The organism is Christensenella sp., assembly GCF_034927525.1.
GTDB lineage: Bacteria > Bacillota > Clostridia > Christensenellales > Christensenellaceae > Christensenella.
Window position 1 is genome coordinate 1 of sequence record NZ_JAYFPU010000204.1, and the last position, 16,497, is coordinate 16,497.

At 48.9% G+C, this 16,497-nt stretch carries 18 protein-coding genes; 5 read left to right on the plus strand and 13 right to left on the minus strand.

The window, feature by feature from the left end; translation table 11 throughout:
- On the minus strand, positions 1–339 hold a 339-nt coding region (locus VB081_RS08185), incomplete at its 3' end, for an ATP-binding cassette domain-containing protein (RefSeq protein ID WP_323400332.1).
- Positions 340–937: 598 nt separating this feature from the next.
- Between VB081_RS08185 and VB081_RS08190 the strand changes: the two genes are divergently transcribed.
- Positions 938–1,615, plus strand: a complete 678-nt coding sequence (locus VB081_RS08190; RefSeq protein WP_323400333.1) for a DUF1326 domain-containing protein — start codon at positions 938–940, stop codon at positions 1,613–1,615.
- Positions 1,616–1,740: 125 nt separating this feature from the next.
- On the opposite strand, the gene VB081_RS08195 is transcribed toward VB081_RS08190, so the two are convergent.
- Positions 1,741–1,890, minus strand: coding sequence for a hypothetical protein (locus VB081_RS08195; protein WP_323400334.1), 150 nt, complete (start codon positions 1,888–1,890; stop codon positions 1,741–1,743).
- Between the two features lie 84 nt (positions 1,891–1,974).
- On the opposite strand from VB081_RS08195, the gene VB081_RS08200 reads away from it, so the two are divergent.
- From VB081_RS08200 to VB081_RS08215, 4 genes are read left to right on the plus strand one after another with little or no spacing between them, the layout of a single operon-like run.
- Positions 1,975–2,400 carry a DUF4418 family protein gene (locus VB081_RS08200; protein ID WP_323400335.1) on the plus strand — a complete coding sequence of 142 codons (426 nt, stop codon included), beginning with the start codon at positions 1,975–1,977 and terminating at the stop codon, positions 2,398–2,400.
- A gap of 1 nt (position 2,401) precedes the next feature.
- Positions 2,402–3,607 carry an ABC transporter permease gene (locus tag VB081_RS08205; RefSeq protein WP_323400336.1) on the plus strand — a complete coding sequence of 402 codons (1,206 nt, stop codon included), beginning with the start codon at positions 2,402–2,404 and terminating at the stop codon, positions 3,605–3,607.
- Positions 3,604–4,296 carry an ABC transporter ATP-binding protein gene (locus VB081_RS08210; protein ID WP_323400337.1) on the plus strand — a complete coding sequence of 231 codons (693 nt, stop codon included), beginning with the start codon at positions 3,604–3,606 and terminating at the stop codon, positions 4,294–4,296. Before VB081_RS08205 ends, VB081_RS08210 begins: the two co-directional genes overlap by 4 nt.
- Positions 4,293–5,132 (plus strand): DUF2182 domain-containing protein, encoded by an 840-nt coding sequence (locus VB081_RS08215; RefSeq protein ID WP_323400338.1) that lies wholly within the window; start codon positions 4,293–4,295, stop codon positions 5,130–5,132. Before VB081_RS08210 ends, VB081_RS08215 begins: the two co-directional genes overlap by 4 nt.
- Positions 5,133–5,216: 84 nt before the next feature.
- Here the strand turns inward: VB081_RS08215 and VB081_RS08220 are convergent, their stop codons facing one another.
- The 11 genes from VB081_RS08220 to VB081_RS08270 form a co-directional block, all read right to left on the minus strand.
- Positions 5,217–6,107 carry a glycyl-radical enzyme activating protein gene (locus VB081_RS08220; protein ID WP_323400339.1) on the minus strand — a complete coding sequence of 297 codons (891 nt, stop codon included), beginning with the start codon at positions 6,105–6,107 and terminating at the stop codon, positions 5,217–5,219.
- 28 nt (positions 6,108–6,135) lie between these two features.
- Complete coding sequence (locus VB081_RS08225) at positions 6,136–8,598, minus strand: glycyl radical protein (protein ID WP_323400340.1); 2,463 nt, start codon at positions 8,596–8,598, stop codon at positions 6,136–6,138.
- A 187-nt stretch (positions 8,599–8,785) separates the two neighbouring features.
- Positions 8,786–9,838 carry a substrate-binding domain-containing protein gene (locus VB081_RS08230; protein ID WP_323400341.1) on the minus strand — a complete coding sequence of 351 codons (1,053 nt, stop codon included), beginning with the start codon at positions 9,836–9,838 and terminating at the stop codon, positions 8,786–8,788.
- Positions 9,839–10,090: 252 nt separating this feature from the next.
- A complete protein-coding gene (locus VB081_RS08235; protein ID WP_323400342.1) occupies positions 10,091–11,269 on the minus strand; it encodes an ABC transporter substrate-binding protein in 1,179 nt (392 codons plus the stop codon).
- Between the two features lie 50 nt (positions 11,270–11,319).
- Entirely contained in the window at positions 11,320–12,096 is a 777-nt protein-coding gene (locus tag VB081_RS08240) for a glucose 1-dehydrogenase (protein ID WP_323400343.1), read from the minus strand.
- A gap of 23 nt (positions 12,097–12,119) precedes the next feature.
- Positions 12,120–12,902, minus strand: coding sequence for an ABC transporter permease (locus VB081_RS08245; protein ID WP_323400344.1), 783 nt, complete (start codon positions 12,900–12,902; stop codon positions 12,120–12,122).
- A 13-nt stretch (positions 12,903–12,915) separates the two neighbouring features.
- The gene (locus VB081_RS08250; RefSeq protein ID WP_323400345.1) at positions 12,916–13,710 is read right to left on the minus strand and encodes an ABC transporter ATP-binding protein; all 795 of its coding nucleotides are present in this window, start codon (positions 13,708–13,710) and stop codon (positions 12,916–12,918) included.
- Between the two features lie 42 nt (positions 13,711–13,752).
- Positions 13,753–14,529, minus strand: a complete 777-nt coding sequence (locus VB081_RS08255; protein WP_323400346.1) for an ABC transporter permease — start codon at positions 14,527–14,529, stop codon at positions 13,753–13,755.
- Positions 14,530–14,541: 12 nt separating this feature from the next.
- Complete coding sequence (locus tag VB081_RS08260; RefSeq protein ID WP_323400347.1) at positions 14,542–15,354, minus strand: ABC transporter ATP-binding protein; 813 nt, start codon at positions 15,352–15,354, stop codon at positions 14,542–14,544.
- Between the two features lie 84 nt (positions 15,355–15,438).
- Entirely contained in the window at positions 15,439–15,771 is a 333-nt protein-coding gene (locus VB081_RS08265; RefSeq protein WP_323400348.1) for a cupin domain-containing protein, read from the minus strand.
- A gap of 11 nt (positions 15,772–15,782) precedes the next feature.
- A partial coding sequence (locus VB081_RS08270; protein WP_323400349.1) for a M20/M25/M40 family metallo-hydrolase occupies positions 15,783–16,497 on the minus strand: 715 nt, incomplete at its 5' end.

A 16,497-nucleotide genomic window follows, 5' to 3' on the forward strand; every position in this document is an offset into this window, starting at 1 on the left:
GCCGCGACGCACGATCTCTCTTCCGAGAAACATGTTTTCGGCAATCGTCAGGTAGGGAACATAAGATAGCTCCTGATGGATGATCGCGATGCCTTTTGAAAGCGTAAGCCTTTCGTCGCGTTTTTCCAGAACCTCGCCCTTATAGACAACATCGCCGACATCCTGCTTGTACGTTCCGGTCAGGATCTTCATCAGCGTAGATTTCCCCGCGCCGTTTTCACCCATCAGCGCGTGTACTTCGCCTTCCTCCAGTTCGAAGGAAACGCTATCAAGAGCCTTGACGCCCGGAAAAGATTTGCAGATGTTTTTCATCTCCAGTAAATGTCCTTGACTGCTCACTTACAACACTCCTTTGCTTGTTTTTTTGGTGCTCTTTTATAAAAACTTTTATTTGTGATTTTGATTTACAAGAGGATTTCTACTGTTTTTTGACGCCACTATTTTCTCTTTGCAAAGCCATTTTACACGTGTACTTATTTTGTAAAAATCGATCAGCTTCCTGCATTTTTTGTTTCGAAAAACAGCTCAGTTTTCAATTGTCTCCTCTGGTTTTTACGATTGCGGTTTTGTTCTTTGAAAATGAATGTCTCGACCTTGTAGCTTACGGTTATCATACCCCCGCAAAAATCATTTGTCAATATTTTTTATAAAAATGTCATTTGACATTTTTTCTTCTTTGGAAAAATTCTTGAAAAACCCTTTTTCTATGCGGTTTTTGCGCTTTTTTACAGTAGTACGTATGGGTCGAATGTTCCTGTTGCCCGTTGACATCGCCTGATCACGATGCTAGTATGTGACTTACAAGCTATCATTTTTTACTTTTAATGCACACGTGTAAAATATTTCTTAACACGTGTTTAAACATATTTTACCAAAGATGCTTTTAAATTGCAATTAAAATTTTCGGTCCTTATTAAAAACTGAGAGGAGACCTAAAATGAGTAAGAAAACCAGTACTGTAAAATGGCCGGATTGGAAGCTTGACGGCGAGTATATCGAGAGCTGCAGCTGCGATGTGAGCTGCCCTTGCCTCGTAAGCGCACAGCCGCACAACACGATCCTGCCCGACTATCTTCCCTGCGACGTCATCCTGACTTTTATCATCGACAAAGGTCATTATGAGGACGTTGTACTTGACGGCTGTAAGTTCGTGGTTGCTTTTTCCACCCCGCGTGAGATGTGCCTCAAAAACTGGACGACGGCTTATTACATCGACGCAAAAACGCCCGAGCAGCAAGCCGCGCTCACCACCATCGTCACCGGACAGGCGGGCGGCCCCACAGCGGGCATGGCCGACCATACGGAGGAGAACTATGGCGTCAAGCTCGTGGATATCAGCTATGACCGGCCGGATATCTATGGCCGCGAGGCAGCCATCCCGGGCGTTATGAACGTCAAGATCAAAGCAAAAATCGGCCAGCACGACAATATGCCCATCGTCTATGAAAATGCCAGCGACTTGGCGTACGTTGTGACGCAGTCCTACGGCACGGACGTTCGCTATGCCGACAACATGAAGGTCATGAACAACACCGGCCGCAACGCATTTTACGGCAGGTATGTATGGGTTCCAGATTCGCCCATCGGCATCAAGTACGACCGTTACGAGAAATAAGTTCTTCCTGTCAACACTTGTTACCGCCAGCCGTCGCGCTTTCTATGCACGTAGCATACCGCGGTCTCATATGCAGGCCGCATCTGCTATTTGTTACCTGTCTACTTGCTCAGACAACAGACGCGCTACGCGCCGTCTAACTCGCATACGCCGGGCAGCAAGATACCGGATGCTATTCGCCTTTTATAGACGTGAGTGATCCGCAGACGTGATGCGGTGTTTGCTTCCGATGTCTTTGCAAGCGAAGCGCGCAGACTCGGAATGCAAATAGACATCTAATGCTGCGGTATGCTTCACGATAAGGGGCGCGACGACCGGCGGTAACAAGAAATCCTTTCAATCCAACCAGAGGTGTTCTCATGAAAAAAACTTCTATATTCGGCATTACCATACTTGTGCTCGGCGTTCTTCTTGCGCTGATGCCGCAAATCCTCCTGCCAGTATGCGCCAAGGGTCTTGAACTTGCAAACGGTAATACCGTGCCCATGGCCTGCCACTGGACAGGCATATTTTCCACTGTATTCGGCGTCTTGATGGCTCTCGCGGGCGTGCTGATGCTTGTCTTTCGCGAGGCACAGACACAACGGGCACTGGGGATTTTTTCAGCAGCGCTTGCACTGACCACGATCCTTATTGCGACATGCATCGTCGGTGTATGTAAAAACGCCGTCATGCCCTGCCATATGGGTACGCAGCCGGGTGTCATAGTCGTCAGCATTCTTACCATTGTGTGTAGCATTCTGCAGATCGCAGCAAGCATGAAAACAAAAAAAGCGAGGCCATAGCATGAAAGCAATTTCCCTGTCGCCCGCCGCACTGGCGTTTACAAACATCAAAAGAAAGCCCGCGCGTACGATCGGCCTTGCGCTTATCGTGGCTGTGTTTGCCTTTGCCGTTTTTTTCGGCACAATGCTTACGCAAAGCCTGAAAACAGGGATCGAGAGCCTGTCTGACCGCATCGGCGCTGATCTGATGATCGTGCCGCGCGGCTCGGATGCCGACCTGCAAAATTCCCTTTTGCGCAGCGAACCAAGCACCTTTTACTTGGAGGACGATATCATTGCGGACGTCTCCGCAACACCGGGTGTAAAGCAAGCGTCCCCACAGCTTTTTATCGCATCTCTCGATGCGGCGTGCTGCACCGTGCCCGTACAATTGATCGGCTACGATCCACAAACAGATTTTACGATCACCCCGTGGATGCTCAGCACGATGAACGATCCGCTTGGTGAAAACGAAGTTGTGATCGGCAGCCTGATACTGGCAGAACCGGGCGATGAGGTGTTTTTCTACGGCCAGCCCTTCCGCGTAGCCGCCAAGTTAGACGAGACGGGTATGGGCTTTGATTCGTCTATTTTTATGACGATGACTACCGCGCAGCATATGATCGACCTATCCGGCGAAAAAGCCGTCCATCCTGCAGGCAGCGGCAGCGGGCTTGTGTCATCTATCTTGGTACGCCTTGACGCGCAGGCCGACGCAAATGCCGTCTCGACCACGATCACGAACGACTTTGTGCACACGGACATTGTTATTTCGGACGATTTTATGCGCGGGATATCCAACGAGCTTGCAAACACCAGCGGCATGACACTTGCCATCACGATCTTGTTGTGGGTGGTTGCCGTACTTGTTCTGCTCTTTGTATTTTCCGTCACCTTCAACGAACGAAAAAAGGAATTTGCCCTTTTAAGCGTTCTCGGTGCGACCAGAGGCAAGATCACAAGCGTCATCCTGTGCGAATCTCTTTTCACAACGATGATTGGTACAGTTTTTGGCCTGATGGCGGCCTGCCTGATCTTCTTCCCGTTCCAGACGCTGATCGCGACATCCATGGGGCTTCCGTATCTTTCGCCCCCTGCCATGACGATTATCGTTTATCTGCTCGTGAGCGCAGGAATATCCATCCTCATCGGCCCGCTTTCGTGCCTGTATTCGGCGATCCGCCTCAGTAAAACAGAAACTTATTTTTCAATCAGGGAGAATGAATGATGTTGTTACAATGCGAGCATGTCACCAGAAAATATCAAAAAAGCGCTGGTTCTTTCACCGCCGTCCGGCAGGTGGATTTCTGCGTACATAGCGGTGATTTTATTAGTATCATCGGGAAGTCTGGCAGCGGAAAGTCAACGCTGCTCAACATGGCGGCAGGGCTGCTGCGCCCCACCTCCGGAAAAATTTTGTTTGAAGGCAATGATCTTGCAGCTATGGACGCACGCGCGATGGCGCATTTGCGCAATTCCCGCCTTGGGTATATCCCGCAGGGATTAAGCCTTCTTGCAAACCTGAACGCGCTCGACAACGTGCGCCTTCCACATTTTTTGCAAAAGCACGAAGGCAACGGCGTGTCCCGCGCACAAGAATTGCTGGAACAAGTCGGTCTGCGCGGTAAGGAAAACAGTTATCCCGCCGAGCTTTCAGGCGGCGAAGTCAAGCGCGTGGCCATTGCGCGCGCGTTGATGAACGAGCCGTTGCTGCTGCTGGCGGACGAGCCAACAGGGGATATCGACGTGGAGACCACACAAGGTATCATGGATCTGTTTTCCACGATCTGCAGAGATGGAACCGCTATCCTGATGGCAACGCACGACCTTGACAATGTGGGCTATGGGAACCGCCTGTTTCAAATGTCATCCGGCAGTCTGACCGAAGAAAAACTTTCAGAAAAGGGACGCTTATGAGCGAACAAAAAAAGACATTTTGGGGCAAGGAACGGATCATTATACTGGTCATTATCATTGCACTTACCATAGGCGCATGGGTATACACTGCCCTGTCTTCCGGTTCCGGCGATATGGCCGGGATGTCTATGGACATGACGGGCGCTACCGATCCTTCTATGGACGCAATGATGGCAGACCGCCTTGCATCCGCCGCCTATGCGCCCACCATGCCGCCTTTTTCCATGTTTGTCCCCATGTGGATTATCATGTGTATCGGCATGATGCTGCCAACGGCAGTGCCTATGATCTTTGCATTCCATACGATCAGCACCCGCCGCAGAGAGCAAGGCTTCGGCAGCTCACCTACGGCAATGTTTGTCATCGGATATGTGCTTTTATGGGCGTTGTTCGGCGTCGTTTGCTGGCTCGCCGGCGAGGGGATCATCCTGTTGATCGGCGATCTTTTTACCAGTTGGACGCATACGTTGATCGGTGTCGCCGCCATTTTCCTGCTTGCGGGCGTCTATCAGCTAAGTCCGCTCAAAAACGCCTGTATGCGCGGCTGCCAGCATCCGCTTACCTTTGTATTGCACAACTGGAAAGCAGGAGGCGCGGGCGCTCTTCTGACAGGCATGAAGCACGGGCTGGAGTGCATCGGCTGTTGCTGGGCGCTGATGATCGTGCTGTTCCCGCTCGGCATGATGAACCTCTTTTGGATGGGACTCTTCACACTGATCATGTTCTTCGAAAAAAACGCAAAATTCGGAACGCTCTTAAGCAAGATCGTCGGCTGGCTGTTGATCGTGGCAGGCGCGATCCTGTGCATCATGGGCATCGTATTGCTTGCCGTATAAAATATGCTTGTAAAACAAAGGAGACGCACATACGCCTCCTTTGTTTTTGTGGAAAATTATATATTGTGTATTGTATTGGCCTGATTACCCACCCACGTTTACACGGATACCCGCGTCTGTGAGTATCTTTGCCAGCGCGTCGGTCACGTCTTGCTCCGGCCGGTACGCTTCGCATACATAGTCCTCGCCCAACTGCGCATATTTTGATTCGCCCAATGCATGATACGGCAAAAAATCCACTTGCTTCACGCCGCATTCGATGGCAAAATCACGCAGCGCTGCAATATTTTCTTCGTCTGCGTTCACACCGCCGAGAAGCGGTACGCGAAAGATCATCGGATAGCCGGCCTTGGCGGCGCGCCGCGCGTTGCTGAGAATCAATTGGTTGGATACGCCCGTATATTTTTTGTGCTTTTCGTCGTCCATATGCTTGATATCATAAAGCAGCAGGTCAAATTTCGCGAATACGCGGTTTGCCACAAACCAATTTGCAAACCCGGTCGTTTCCAGCGCAAGATGATAGCCCGCCTCCTTTACAGTGTCCGCCAGTTCGCACACAAAATCCGGATGCAAGAGCGCCTCCCCGCCCGAAACCGTAACGCCGCCGCCCGAATTACGGTAATAAGGCGCGTCGCTGTCGATCTCCTTCATAATCTCAGAAAGCGTCATTTCTTCTCCCATCAGCTCCAGCGCCTGCGCCGGGCAAGCCCGGGCACACTTGCCGCAATGGGTACAGCTTGGATCGCGCCCTTGCATCCCTACCGGGATCTTTTGCGGGCAGGCAACAACACACCGCCCGCAGCCGATACAAAGCTCCTCATGGAAAAAAATGCTTGTATCAAGCGGCTGCGATTCGGGGTTCGAGCACCACGCACAGCGCAGCGGACATCCCTTCAAAAACACCACCGTACGGATACCCGGCCCGTCATGCGTGCTGAAACGCTGTATATTGAATATTTTTGGTTGTTCGCTCATCTCTTTTGCGTCGTTTCCTCCCGCTTTCTCAAAGAATGTGCTCTGTCCGCGCGATAATGTCCTCCTGTACCTGCGGGCACAGGCTCACGAAATAGCTGCTGAACCCCGCCACGCGCACAATGAGGTCTCTGTGCTGATCCGGCGCGTCCTGCGCCTTGTGCAGCGCGTCCGCCGAAACGATGTTAAACTGTATCTGCATGCCCTTATTTTCAAACAAAGTACGTATAAGCGCGACCCAATGGTCGATGCCTTCCTCTGTCTGTACAGACGTAGGCGTGATCTTTAGGTTAAAGAGCTGTCCTCCCGGCATGAGCACACTGGGTAGCTTGGAATAGGAATTCATCAGCGCTGTCGGCCCTTTGCGGTCGGTGGAGCGGTAAGCCGAAGTACCCTCCGTGATGGGCTCGCCAGCTTTACGGCCGTCCGCGGTCGCGCCGACAAACTCGCCTGCCGGCACATGCGCGGACACTGTCGCTGTGGAGGGAATGAAGAAGCCGCCGATCGGTCCTTTGCCGTAGCGGGTGTTCTTGTATTGCATTTCGTGCTGCGAGAAATATTTCATGATCTCTGCCGCGATGTTGTCCGGCTCGTCGTTGTCGTTGCCGAACTTGCTGTCCGCGTTGAGCAGCATCTGGCGGATCACTTCTCCTGTCGGTTCTGTCGCCATATCCTCGAAATTGGTATCAAGCGCGTGCTTTAGTTGCTGCGCGCTCAGCAGTTTTTCGTCGAACACGATTTTTTTGACGGTCGCAAGCGCATTGGCAGCAGAGATCATGCCCACGTTCTGCCCGCCTGTAAAGTCATATTTCGCGCCGCCTTCCTTGATCTCTTTTCCGCGCTCGATGCAGCCCTCGATCATTGCCGATAAGAACGGATTGGGCGTCATTTCGCCCCACGAGATATCCACTACGTTGCCCGCCGCTACGTGATGCCTCAGGAAGTAGCGCATCTGCATATAAAACGCGTCCATCAATTCGTCAAACGATGCAAACGTCGTCAAATCCTTTTCCTGCGGACAACAGGTATTGCCTGAACGCGGGTCTTTGCCGCCATTCAGGGCAAGTTCCACCCACTTTGCGAAGTTGGGAAATCCCGCGCCAAAGCGCCCGCCGATCTTTCCCTGCGGAGCCTGTTCCACACAGCCCACCATGCCATAATCCACAGCGTCCTCATAAGAATAGCCAATGTTTAACATAGATGGGATTATGACCTCGTCGTTGAAAAACGCAGGCATACTGCCCACCTTACGCACCACCTTAACCGCTTCACGAAGGAAGCGTTCTGTCGTCCCGTGGAACACACGAACCGTAAGCGACGGCTGTATGAGCGTCAATTTCTTGGTGCACGCCAGCGCCAGGTACGAAAGCTCGTTGACGGCGTCCTGCCCGTTGAACGTTTGTCCGCCAATGGTCAGGTTTTGGAACAGCGGGTTACCCACAAACGCGACCGTATCCGCCCACGGACGCAGCTTGGAAAACTCCGTCACCTTAAGCCACATACAGCACATGATCTCGTACGCTTTCTTTGCGTCGAGCCTGCCTTCCTCAATATCTCTTAAAAAGAAGGGATAGAGATATTGGTCAACACGCCCGAATGAGATCGAATGCCCGTTGCTTTCAACCTGTACCGGGATGTTCACAAAAAACATCGACTGTATCGCCTCGTAAAAGGTCGTCGCCGGCTCTGCTGGCACTACGCTGCAGATGCGCGCCATTTCCAACAGTTCTTCTTTTCGCTTATCATCTTTTTCGTCCGCAGCCATCTGTGTCAGCTTGTCTGCATAACGCTGTGCAAATTTAAGAACCGCCTTATTTGCAATGATGACCGCTTCCAAAAACGGACGTTTTTGCAGATCGTCCGGATCGGAGATATCAAGCGAATCAAGCTTTTGCTGTGCCTCTTTGATCACACCATTTACGCCGATACGGATCACCTTCTGATAGTCCGGGATCGTATGACCGTCCCCGCTCACCATCACCCAGTCTTCCTCGATCGCCTTTACTTCCTTGCAGGCGACCCTCGTTTCCTCGGGCAGCAGCGATTTCACCCTGTCTTCGTGCGTCTTGCCCTTCCAGTAAGGGATCACATCGCGCAGCAATATCTCTTTGGTTTCTTCCGATATCTGGTACGCGTCGCCCGGGCGCTTATCAAAAAAATACGGCTCGCCGTTAAGCTCGCTTTCGATCCAGTCGACTGAAAACTCTGGAAATACCGGTGCCGCACGCGGGACACTTGCCATATTGCCCACAAGCAAGTCCCCCTCTTTGACATACAGTGTCATTTCGCTCAAAATCTTATCAAGCGCCTTTGCGCGGCGCACGACCATCGGCTGACCTTCCGTCTCCTGATAGGATTGTGTGATCAGCACAGCCCGCTCAGGGCATACCGACAGCTCGCGCGAAAAAAAGATTTCCCGCAGCTCCTTTACGCGTGGCGTCAATTCGATCTTGTCGTCAAGCAGTGCATAACACTGCTGCATCAACTCTTTCATGGCTCATTCTCCTTTTCTGTTGTGTTGCTTAATCGTTTTTCTGTACAGTTCTCTTAAAAAAGCGTAAACAAAATACAGATAAGCCGTCAGAAGTCCCCAACCATTTTGTCCGCTTCGGACAGGCCGGAATACCGCTTACGGCATACCTATTTTAATGTTGCTCAAATCTCTTTGTTATACAGGTATTTTAGTACTCAAAATATTCGAGGTTTGAGGCTACAATTACATCCAGTCTTGAATAATAGTCGTTCTTTTCGAACGGGCGGTTATAGCATACATAGTTGAACAGCAGCTTTGCCGCCAGATAGGCCTGCCCCGGCAGGTCCTGTGATATCATCACATCTACCGCCGAATTCCTGATATACGGCGCAATCTTTTCATATAAGTCGAAGCCCACCAGCCTGATCTCGTCCTGCTTACCGCTTTTGATCAACGCATCCGCCACAGTATCTGTCTTGTAAGTGATGTCGAAAATACCTTTTAGGTCTTTATGCTCGTCCAGTATCTGCTTTGTATATTCGCTTGCTTCGGCTTCTGTATTGATCTCCTGTTTCATGGGCAGAACTTCGATCTTTTTATACTTTTTGATCTCATCTATAAATCCATCGTAACGCATTTTGACGTAGCCGTCGCGTGCAAGCGTATTGCTGACCATAACCTGTACCTTGCCGCCGTCCGGCAGCATCTTGCCCATCATCTCCGCAGCCAGCACGCCGCTCTGATAATAATCCACCCCGACGAACACACGGTTTTCGTCCTCCGCGTAACGGCTTAAGTAAACAATATTACATCCCATCGTGCGCAGCTCTTCGATCTTATCACGCAGGACGTCCGCGTCGGAAACCGAGATTATGAAATCCCTGATTCCTTCCTGCAGCATCCTATCGATCTCCTCGACCTGCTTTTGCGGGTCGCGATGGCTGGATTTCGAGATCACGATATCAAGCCCGTTGTCTCCGAATTCATCGATCGCCCGTTTGAGGCCCCACTGCATCATCGTAAAGAAGTAAGAGGCGCTGTAATCCATCCCGACATAGCCGACCGCGTGCCGTGTATGTCGTGCCAGGTCTCTGGCGTTTAAGTTTGGTACGTAATTATACTTTTTCAGCGCTTCTTCCACAAGCTCTTTCGTGGAATCCTTCACATACCCTTTTTTATTGATTACTTTGTATAATGTGGTTCTGGAAATATTGATTTTTTTGGATATCTCTTCTAATGATATCCTGTGTGTCTTCCTCATAATTCCCCTTTTCCTACAGTATACAGGTGAAAGTTTAATTTTGTTAACACGTGTTAAACACCTTCTATTTATACTGTATTATATTTCATTTTATTTGTCAATAGATATATTATAGATTAAAAAGTCGTTTTTGGCGCTTTTTTTAGTAAAAATCTCCCATAATTTGCAAAATAAAAAAACCGTTTATGTAAACGGTTTTTTTATTGGTTGAAAACAGATCTGGTTTTGCCTATTTTTATCTTACCCCTCGTACTAGCTGCGCGGCGGATTTGTCGCTGCATACTGCTGATTTTCCGATTTCAGCTGATAGCCTGCCGCGTCACTTTCTACCTGCGCGTGATCAAAATCATTTGCCGCTTCAACAAAATCATTGGTATAGATTTCGTCCAGTGTCAGGTCTGTGCGTGTTAATGTTCCGCCCTTTCTGCAAGCGTCCATCTGCGTTTCCCATTTGTCGGCATTGTGCCAACCATATCCATGCTCATCCACATCTTTTCCGTTGTCAATGTACACAAGGGATTGGATAGATGCCAACGCATATGGGAATTCGATTTCAATAGACGGGAATTTATCGAGCGTGATCTCCGTCGCTGCAGCCGGGTTCAGATAGGTAAAGTAAGCGCCCTTAGCATATGCCCTTACAAAACGGGCAATCAAATCTTTATTTTGTTCAATAAAGTTGTTTTCAAACACAAGACATCCGCCTGTTAATTGAAGGACGTCTTCTCCCGCCAGCCATTCAAGGCTGATTCCCTGGCCATCCCACATTTCAAATTCTTTATACCATGTGAGCACCGCATCCGCCTGTCCGGAATCGACCATCTGTGCACGGCTTTCGCCGGCTGTGATATATTCTACCTCCGAAGGGTCTACCCCTGCTGCAATGAGAATCGGGTCGCTGATGGTATTCCACGCTGCGTCACCAAGGGCGATCGTCTTGCCTTTCAGGTCTGCAATCGATTTGATCCCACTGTCAGGGCGAACACAGTAACCGAATATATTGACGTTATCTACCTGATACACAGATTTGAACGGCAATCCCTGCTCATGTCCAGCAATTTGAACAAAGCTGGAAGGGTAGCCTGTATTTGCCTGTCCCGAAACGATCATGGTCAGATCGTCAAGGCCGTAAGCCTGTTCGATCTTTAGGTCAATACCCTCTTCTTCGAAATAACCCATTTCGAGCGCAGCATGGATATGCGCGTCGTCCAAGCACTCAAAGGAGCGCGGGAAAACCATTGTGATCGTATCAAGGCTCCCGTCCGCGGGCTTTTCGGCAGGTTGTTCTGCTGTTGCCGTGTTTTCTTCTGCAGCCGCAGGCTTGTCCGCTGCAGCCGGTGTATCACTTGGCGCTGCAGCCGGTGCCGCACATGCTATGCAGAACACCACAACCATCAATACAGCTAAAATCGATATCCAGATTTTTTTCATTTTTATCTCCTCCATATTCCCTTTATTATTTTTGGCAGGTCAGATTATCCCTACCAAATCGTATAGCCACCATCCACCCTCATATCTGCGCCTGTCGTATAAGACGCAGCGTCGCTGGCTAGATATACACACATTCCGACCATTTCTTCGGGCTCGGCCAATCGTTTCATCGGGGTAATATCGCACCAATATTCCAGTTTATCCTTATCCGCATATTTTGCGAGCGGTGTATTGACATATCCTGGACTGATGCTGTTGACGCGAATATCGTACTTGGCCCATTCCATAGCCAGGCACTTTGTCAGCATCCAAACCGCCGCTTTTGACGTATTATAGTTACAATACGTCTGCGGATGGTTCACAATGTGCGCCGACATCGATGCGGTGTTGATGATCGCTCCACCCTTTTTCTGCTTGATCATTGCCTTTCCCGCGGCCTGCGCACACAGAAACACACCGTCCAGATTTACATCCAATACATTTTTCCAGGCCTCAAAGGGCATTTCCTCCGCAGTAAAAAATTGTCCTTTATAGGTAACGATTCCGGCATTGTTGTATGCAATGTTGATTTCGCCAAAGTGTTCCAGCACCTTGTCCATCATCGCGTCCACATCCTGCGGGGATGTAACATCACACTTGACGGCAATGGCATCCCTGCCTTTGTCTTTGATCTTTTGTACCACCTGCTCCGCCAGTTCCTGATTCATGTCGATAATCGCCACATCCGCTCCCGCATCCGCAAATCCAAGTGCAACGACCTCTCCAATCCCCTGCGCCGCACCGGTTACAAACGCCTTTTTTCCTTCCAGAGAAAATTTTTCCAACATGGAACACACCTCTTTCTTATCTTTTATTTTTTCCATTTTATAATTTTCTTTTCCGCTAAGTTGACCAGTGAATAAAGGGTAATGCCGATGATCGCGCAGATAATGATCGTTGCAAACATCATATCCGTGCGCAGTACACCCTTTGCCTCCATCATCAAATGCCCGAGCCCCATATTACCTGAAACACCTTCTGTAGAAACTGCTGTGATCGTTGCAAAGATCGTCCCCAGTTTCAGCCCCGTGAATACATGCGGAAGCGCATCGAAAAACGTTACCCTGAAAAATGTTGTAAATCGCTTTGCTCCCATAGATTGCATAAGCTCCAGTTTGATGTGCTCTACGTTATTGAAGCCGGTAAACGAATTCATCATGACGATTGGGAAAACTTGAATGATGACCCCGATGATTCGCACATTCATGCCATAACCCATCCATAACATAAGCATCGGCACCAGAGAGATCAGCGGTGTGCACACCAGAAGTATCACGTATGGTGAAAACGCTTTGTTCAGCAACTTGAACTGGGACATCATTGCCGCAAGCATGATCCCGATCGGCGCACCAATCGCATACCCGATCAAGACAACGGTAAGCGTCTCGCCTGCAGCGGGCAATATTTTCGGCACCAGATTCTGCGCAAACGTCTCGAATACGACGGACGGTTTGGGGAACATATAATTCGGCACATTCCCAATCGTTGTGACCAACTGCAGTACAGCCAGCAAGATGATCAATAACAATATGGGGCCCAGAATTCTAATGATTTTCTCGTTCTTTATACTTATTGCTCTATCCTTTGCTTTCAAAACAAGTCCCCCCTTATACAATTTTTGACAGATCCAGTTTTCCGATCAAATCGCGTATCTCATCTTCCAGTTCGCTGAACTTCGGCGTATCGATCATTTCCAGCCTGCGCGGCCTTGGAAGGTCAATTTTTACCTCTTTTAAAATGCGCCCCGGATCCGTTCCCATCACAATAACGCGCGAAGCCATCAATACCGCTTCCGTAATATTGTGCGTAATGAAGATGATCGATTTTTTTGTCTCGCTCCAGATCTGCAAGGTCTCCATATCCAGCGTTTCTCTGGAGTGATCGTCGAGCGCGCCAAACGGTTCATCCATAAACAAAATATCCGGATTATGTACCATTGCCCGCACAACGCCCACACGCTGTACCATGCCACCAGAAAGATCGCTTGGATATGCGTTCTCATAATCTTCCATGTCGATCGTTTTCAATAATTTCCTGATATTTTCCTGATATTGTTCGCCGCTGAGTTTATATACCTTAAGCGGCAATTCCATATTTTGACGGACAGTAAGCCACGGAAGCAGGTTCGGACTTTGAAAGATAAAACCCATTTTTTTCAGAATATCGCCTTTGACCTGTTTGACAAATTTCTTGTCAAAAATATTGATTTCCCCTTGTGAAAACGGTATGATTCCGTCCAACATACGGATAATCGTCGATTTTCCACAGCCGCTCGGCCCGACCAGCGCCAGAAATTCTCTTTCCTCCAAATGAAAGCTTGCGTTGTCCAGTGCCAAAAAACGTCCTTTTTTTGTGTTGAATATCTTTGTAAGGTTGTTTACCTCGATTACATTATTCGACATTTCATTCCTCCATTGATTTCCGTATTCTATGCACCCCGAAATTTAGCGTTCCTTCCAAACAACTATTTTGTTTTCGATAAATGTTAGGATGCCGAACAACGTTACGCCTATTACAGCGATCAACAAAATGCATGCCCACGCAGATTCCATTTGCACCATTTTTGAAAAATAAATGACCCTGTTTCCCAATCCTTCTGTCGAACTGACCAGTTCTGCAGAGATCGTTGCCGTTGTCGCAAATATACCACCCAGCCGTAATCCGGTAAAAACATATGGCAATGCATTGGGAAAAACAATTTTTCCAAAAATCTGCAACCTGTTTGCACCCATCGATTCTCCCAACTGGACTTTTGAACGTTCAACGCTGTTGAATCCGGTGATAGAGTTAAGCGCCACAATCGGAGCTGTCTGGCAAATAACAACAAGGTTCGTTGCCGTCGACCCAAATCCAAACCACATCATCAATATCGGCAAAAGTACGACCATTGGCAAAGTCACCAATATAATAATGTAAGGTTTCAATATCGCTTCAACGATCTTCATTTGCGAAACCAGTGAGGCGATCAGTATGCCAAGCGGCGCACCAATTATCATACCTGTCAGGATTGTCGATAGCGTGACCAGCATATGGTGGCCAAGCACAGGGATAAAGGTCGACACCAGCGTATACAGGATGCTTGACAATGGTGGCAGGATAGAATCCGGGATATTGAATAGATATACCGCCCCGTCCCATGCAATGAAAATAATAACGAATGTAATGTACGGCGCCAGACTTGTCCAATCAAAAATTTTTTTCATGACCGTTTCTTTATTCAAAATACTCTCCTCCTATACAAGCATATCCCGCTCGCTTGTCTTAATATCCAAAGTCCTTACGAGCGTTTCCAGCTTGTTTACGATGTCCGCATAGCCGGGATACTGTGCAATTTCCACTCCTCTTGCCTCGTCTGGAATATCGATATCGACAATCTCTTTGATTCTTCCCGGCGTTTTGGACATAAAGACGACTCTGGAAGAAAGAAGGATGGCTTCTTCCACATTGTTCGTAACCATAACAATTGTCTTATGCGTATGTTTCCACAAATTCAACAGGTCGTAATTGAGCATTTTTCGTGTAATAGCGTCCAGCGCGCCAAACGGCTGATCCAGCAACAACACATCAGGATCATGCATCAGGCCGCGCACAAAATTGACGCGCTGCTTCATCCCTCCCGATAATTCATGCGGATAAGAGTTTCCTGATTTCTGCATTCCGATCAGCTCCAACAGTTCGTCCGCTCTCTTTGTGCCGTCTATTTCCTTTTGCATCTTGAATATTTCAATGGGAAAAAGTAGGTTTTTCTTTACTGTTCTCCATGCCAGCAAATTGCTGTCCTGAAATACAAATCCCAGCTGTTTTCTATAATCTTTCGGTATACCGTTTTCAAATACCGCTCCGTTGTATTCAATACTGCCTGCTGTCGGACGCTCTATCCCTATCATCAGGTTCAACAAAACACTCTTTCCGCATCCACTCGGACCCAAAATAGTCACAAATTGATTTTTTTTCACATCCAGATCGATACTATCCAGCAAAAAACCACCGGATTTATATCCAAAATCTTTAGTGAGACCCTTGATTCTAATCGCATAGTCTTCCATGCAGTATTCTCCTTTCTATATTTTGTGATATCCCGCCTGCTGGGAACGTCAGTTTTAAGCAAACGGGATATCAGGTCAAAATCATTATGGTTTAGGGGCGCAGCTCCATGAGATCACTGCTTCTTCATCGCCGATATTGAACAGCTTGTGCCCCGTCTCGGGTGGGATCAGCAAAGCGTCTCCTTCACGCAGTTCATAATAGTGATCGTCTTCCGGAAAATAGCAAAGTACATTCCCACGCATACAATAAAACACTTCGTCTGCGTCTTTGTGTCCGGAGTCTAAATCCCCTGTTGTTCCGGGCTTCAATTTAGAAACACCAAAGGTGATCTTTTCGGTCTGATAATATAAACGGCACAGTTCTTCGCCTTCAAGGCTTGTTTGCGCTTCCCGTTCGGACTTAATCACACCACGCATATCGTCACCACCTATTCACACCAGTCATAGATAAAGCTCGTATACACCTTCGCCGCATCGATCACTTCGCTTCTGCGTACAAACTCGTTATACCCGTGCCCGCCGTCATTGATAGCGCCGGGCCCGCATACGACGGAAGGAATACCTTCTTCTTGCAGGAATGTTCCGTCGCACACGGCGCGGAATCCAGATATGATCGCTTCCCTGCCTACCGAATCCCGGAACGCATTTTTAAGCGTGACGACTGCTTCCGAATTTTCATCCGTTACAAATCCCGGCCATAACTGAGATACAGGCCCGTTGACTACAGGCGGATTTTCGCGCAGCCAGTCGTCCGTCTGCCCGAGCGCTGCCACGCGCTCGCGGATCTCATCCAGAATTTCTTCCGCACTTACTTCCGGCGGATGCCAAAGAGCATATGTGACCTTCATGCTGCCCGCCACTGCCGCAATATATGTCCCCGCTTCCACAAAGGACGGATTGATGTTGAATGCCCCGATCCCCTGTGTATCGTGACGCGGTTTTCCACCCGAACCTACTGCAGAGCTTTTCCATCTGTGGTTCCATTCTTTCTCCAGACGGTAGAAGAATTCCATGAACGGCAGCGCTTTTTCCACCGCGTCCACGCCTACCTGTGCACCGCTCGCCTGATAAGCCGTCTGCGGAAAAATGACCTGGTTACGGCAACAGGTATGGATCGCCTTGCCCTGAATGATCAGCTCAAAA

Excerpts from the sequence above, each read along its gene's own strand:
- VB081_RS08230 (WP_323400341.1), bottom strand. The coding sequence starts at position 9,838 with ATGAGGAAGACACACAGGATATCATTAGAAGAGATATCCAAAAAAATC.
- VB081_RS08220 (WP_323400339.1), bottom strand. The coding sequence starts at position 6,107 with ATGAGCGAACAACCAAAAATATTCAATATACAGCGTTTCAGCACGCAT.
- VB081_RS08190 (WP_323400333.1), top strand. The coding sequence starts at position 938 with ATGAGTAAGAAAACCAGTACTGTAAAATGGCCGGATTGGAAGCTTGAC.
- VB081_RS08200 (WP_323400335.1), top strand. The coding sequence starts at position 1,975 with ATGAAAAAAACTTCTATATTCGGCATTACCATACTTGTGCTCGGCGTT.
- VB081_RS08215 (WP_323400338.1), top strand. The coding sequence starts at position 4,293 with ATGAGCGAACAAAAAAAGACATTTTGGGGCAAGGAACGGATCATTATA.
- VB081_RS08250 (WP_323400345.1), bottom strand. The coding sequence starts at position 13,710 with ATGTCGAATAATGTAATCGAGGTAAACAACCTTACAAAGATATTCAAC.
- VB081_RS08260 (WP_323400347.1), bottom strand. The coding sequence starts at position 15,354 with ATGGAAGACTATGCGATTAGAATCAAGGGTCTCACTAAAGATTTTGGA.
- VB081_RS08235 (WP_323400342.1), bottom strand. The coding sequence starts at position 11,269 with ATGAAAAAAATCTGGATATCGATTTTAGCTGTATTGATGGTTGTGGTG.
- VB081_RS08195 (WP_323400334.1), bottom strand. The coding sequence starts at position 1,890 with ATGTCTATTTGCATTCCGAGTCTGCGCGCTTCGCTTGCAAAGACATCG.
- VB081_RS08240 (WP_323400343.1), bottom strand. The coding sequence starts at position 12,096 with ATGTTGGAAAAATTTTCTCTGGAAGGAAAAAAGGCGTTTGTAACCGGT.
- VB081_RS08210 (WP_323400337.1), top strand. The coding sequence starts at position 3,604 with ATGATGTTGTTACAATGCGAGCATGTCACCAGAAAATATCAAAAAAGC.
- VB081_RS08225 (WP_323400340.1), bottom strand. The coding sequence starts at position 8,598 with ATGAAAGAGTTGATGCAGCAGTGTTATGCACTGCTTGACGACAAGATC.
- VB081_RS08205 (WP_323400336.1), top strand. The coding sequence starts at position 2,402 with ATGAAAGCAATTTCCCTGTCGCCCGCCGCACTGGCGTTTACAAACATC.
- VB081_RS08265 (WP_323400348.1), bottom strand. The coding sequence starts at position 15,771 with ATGCGTGGTGTGATTAAGTCCGAACGGGAAGCGCAAACAAGCCTTGAA.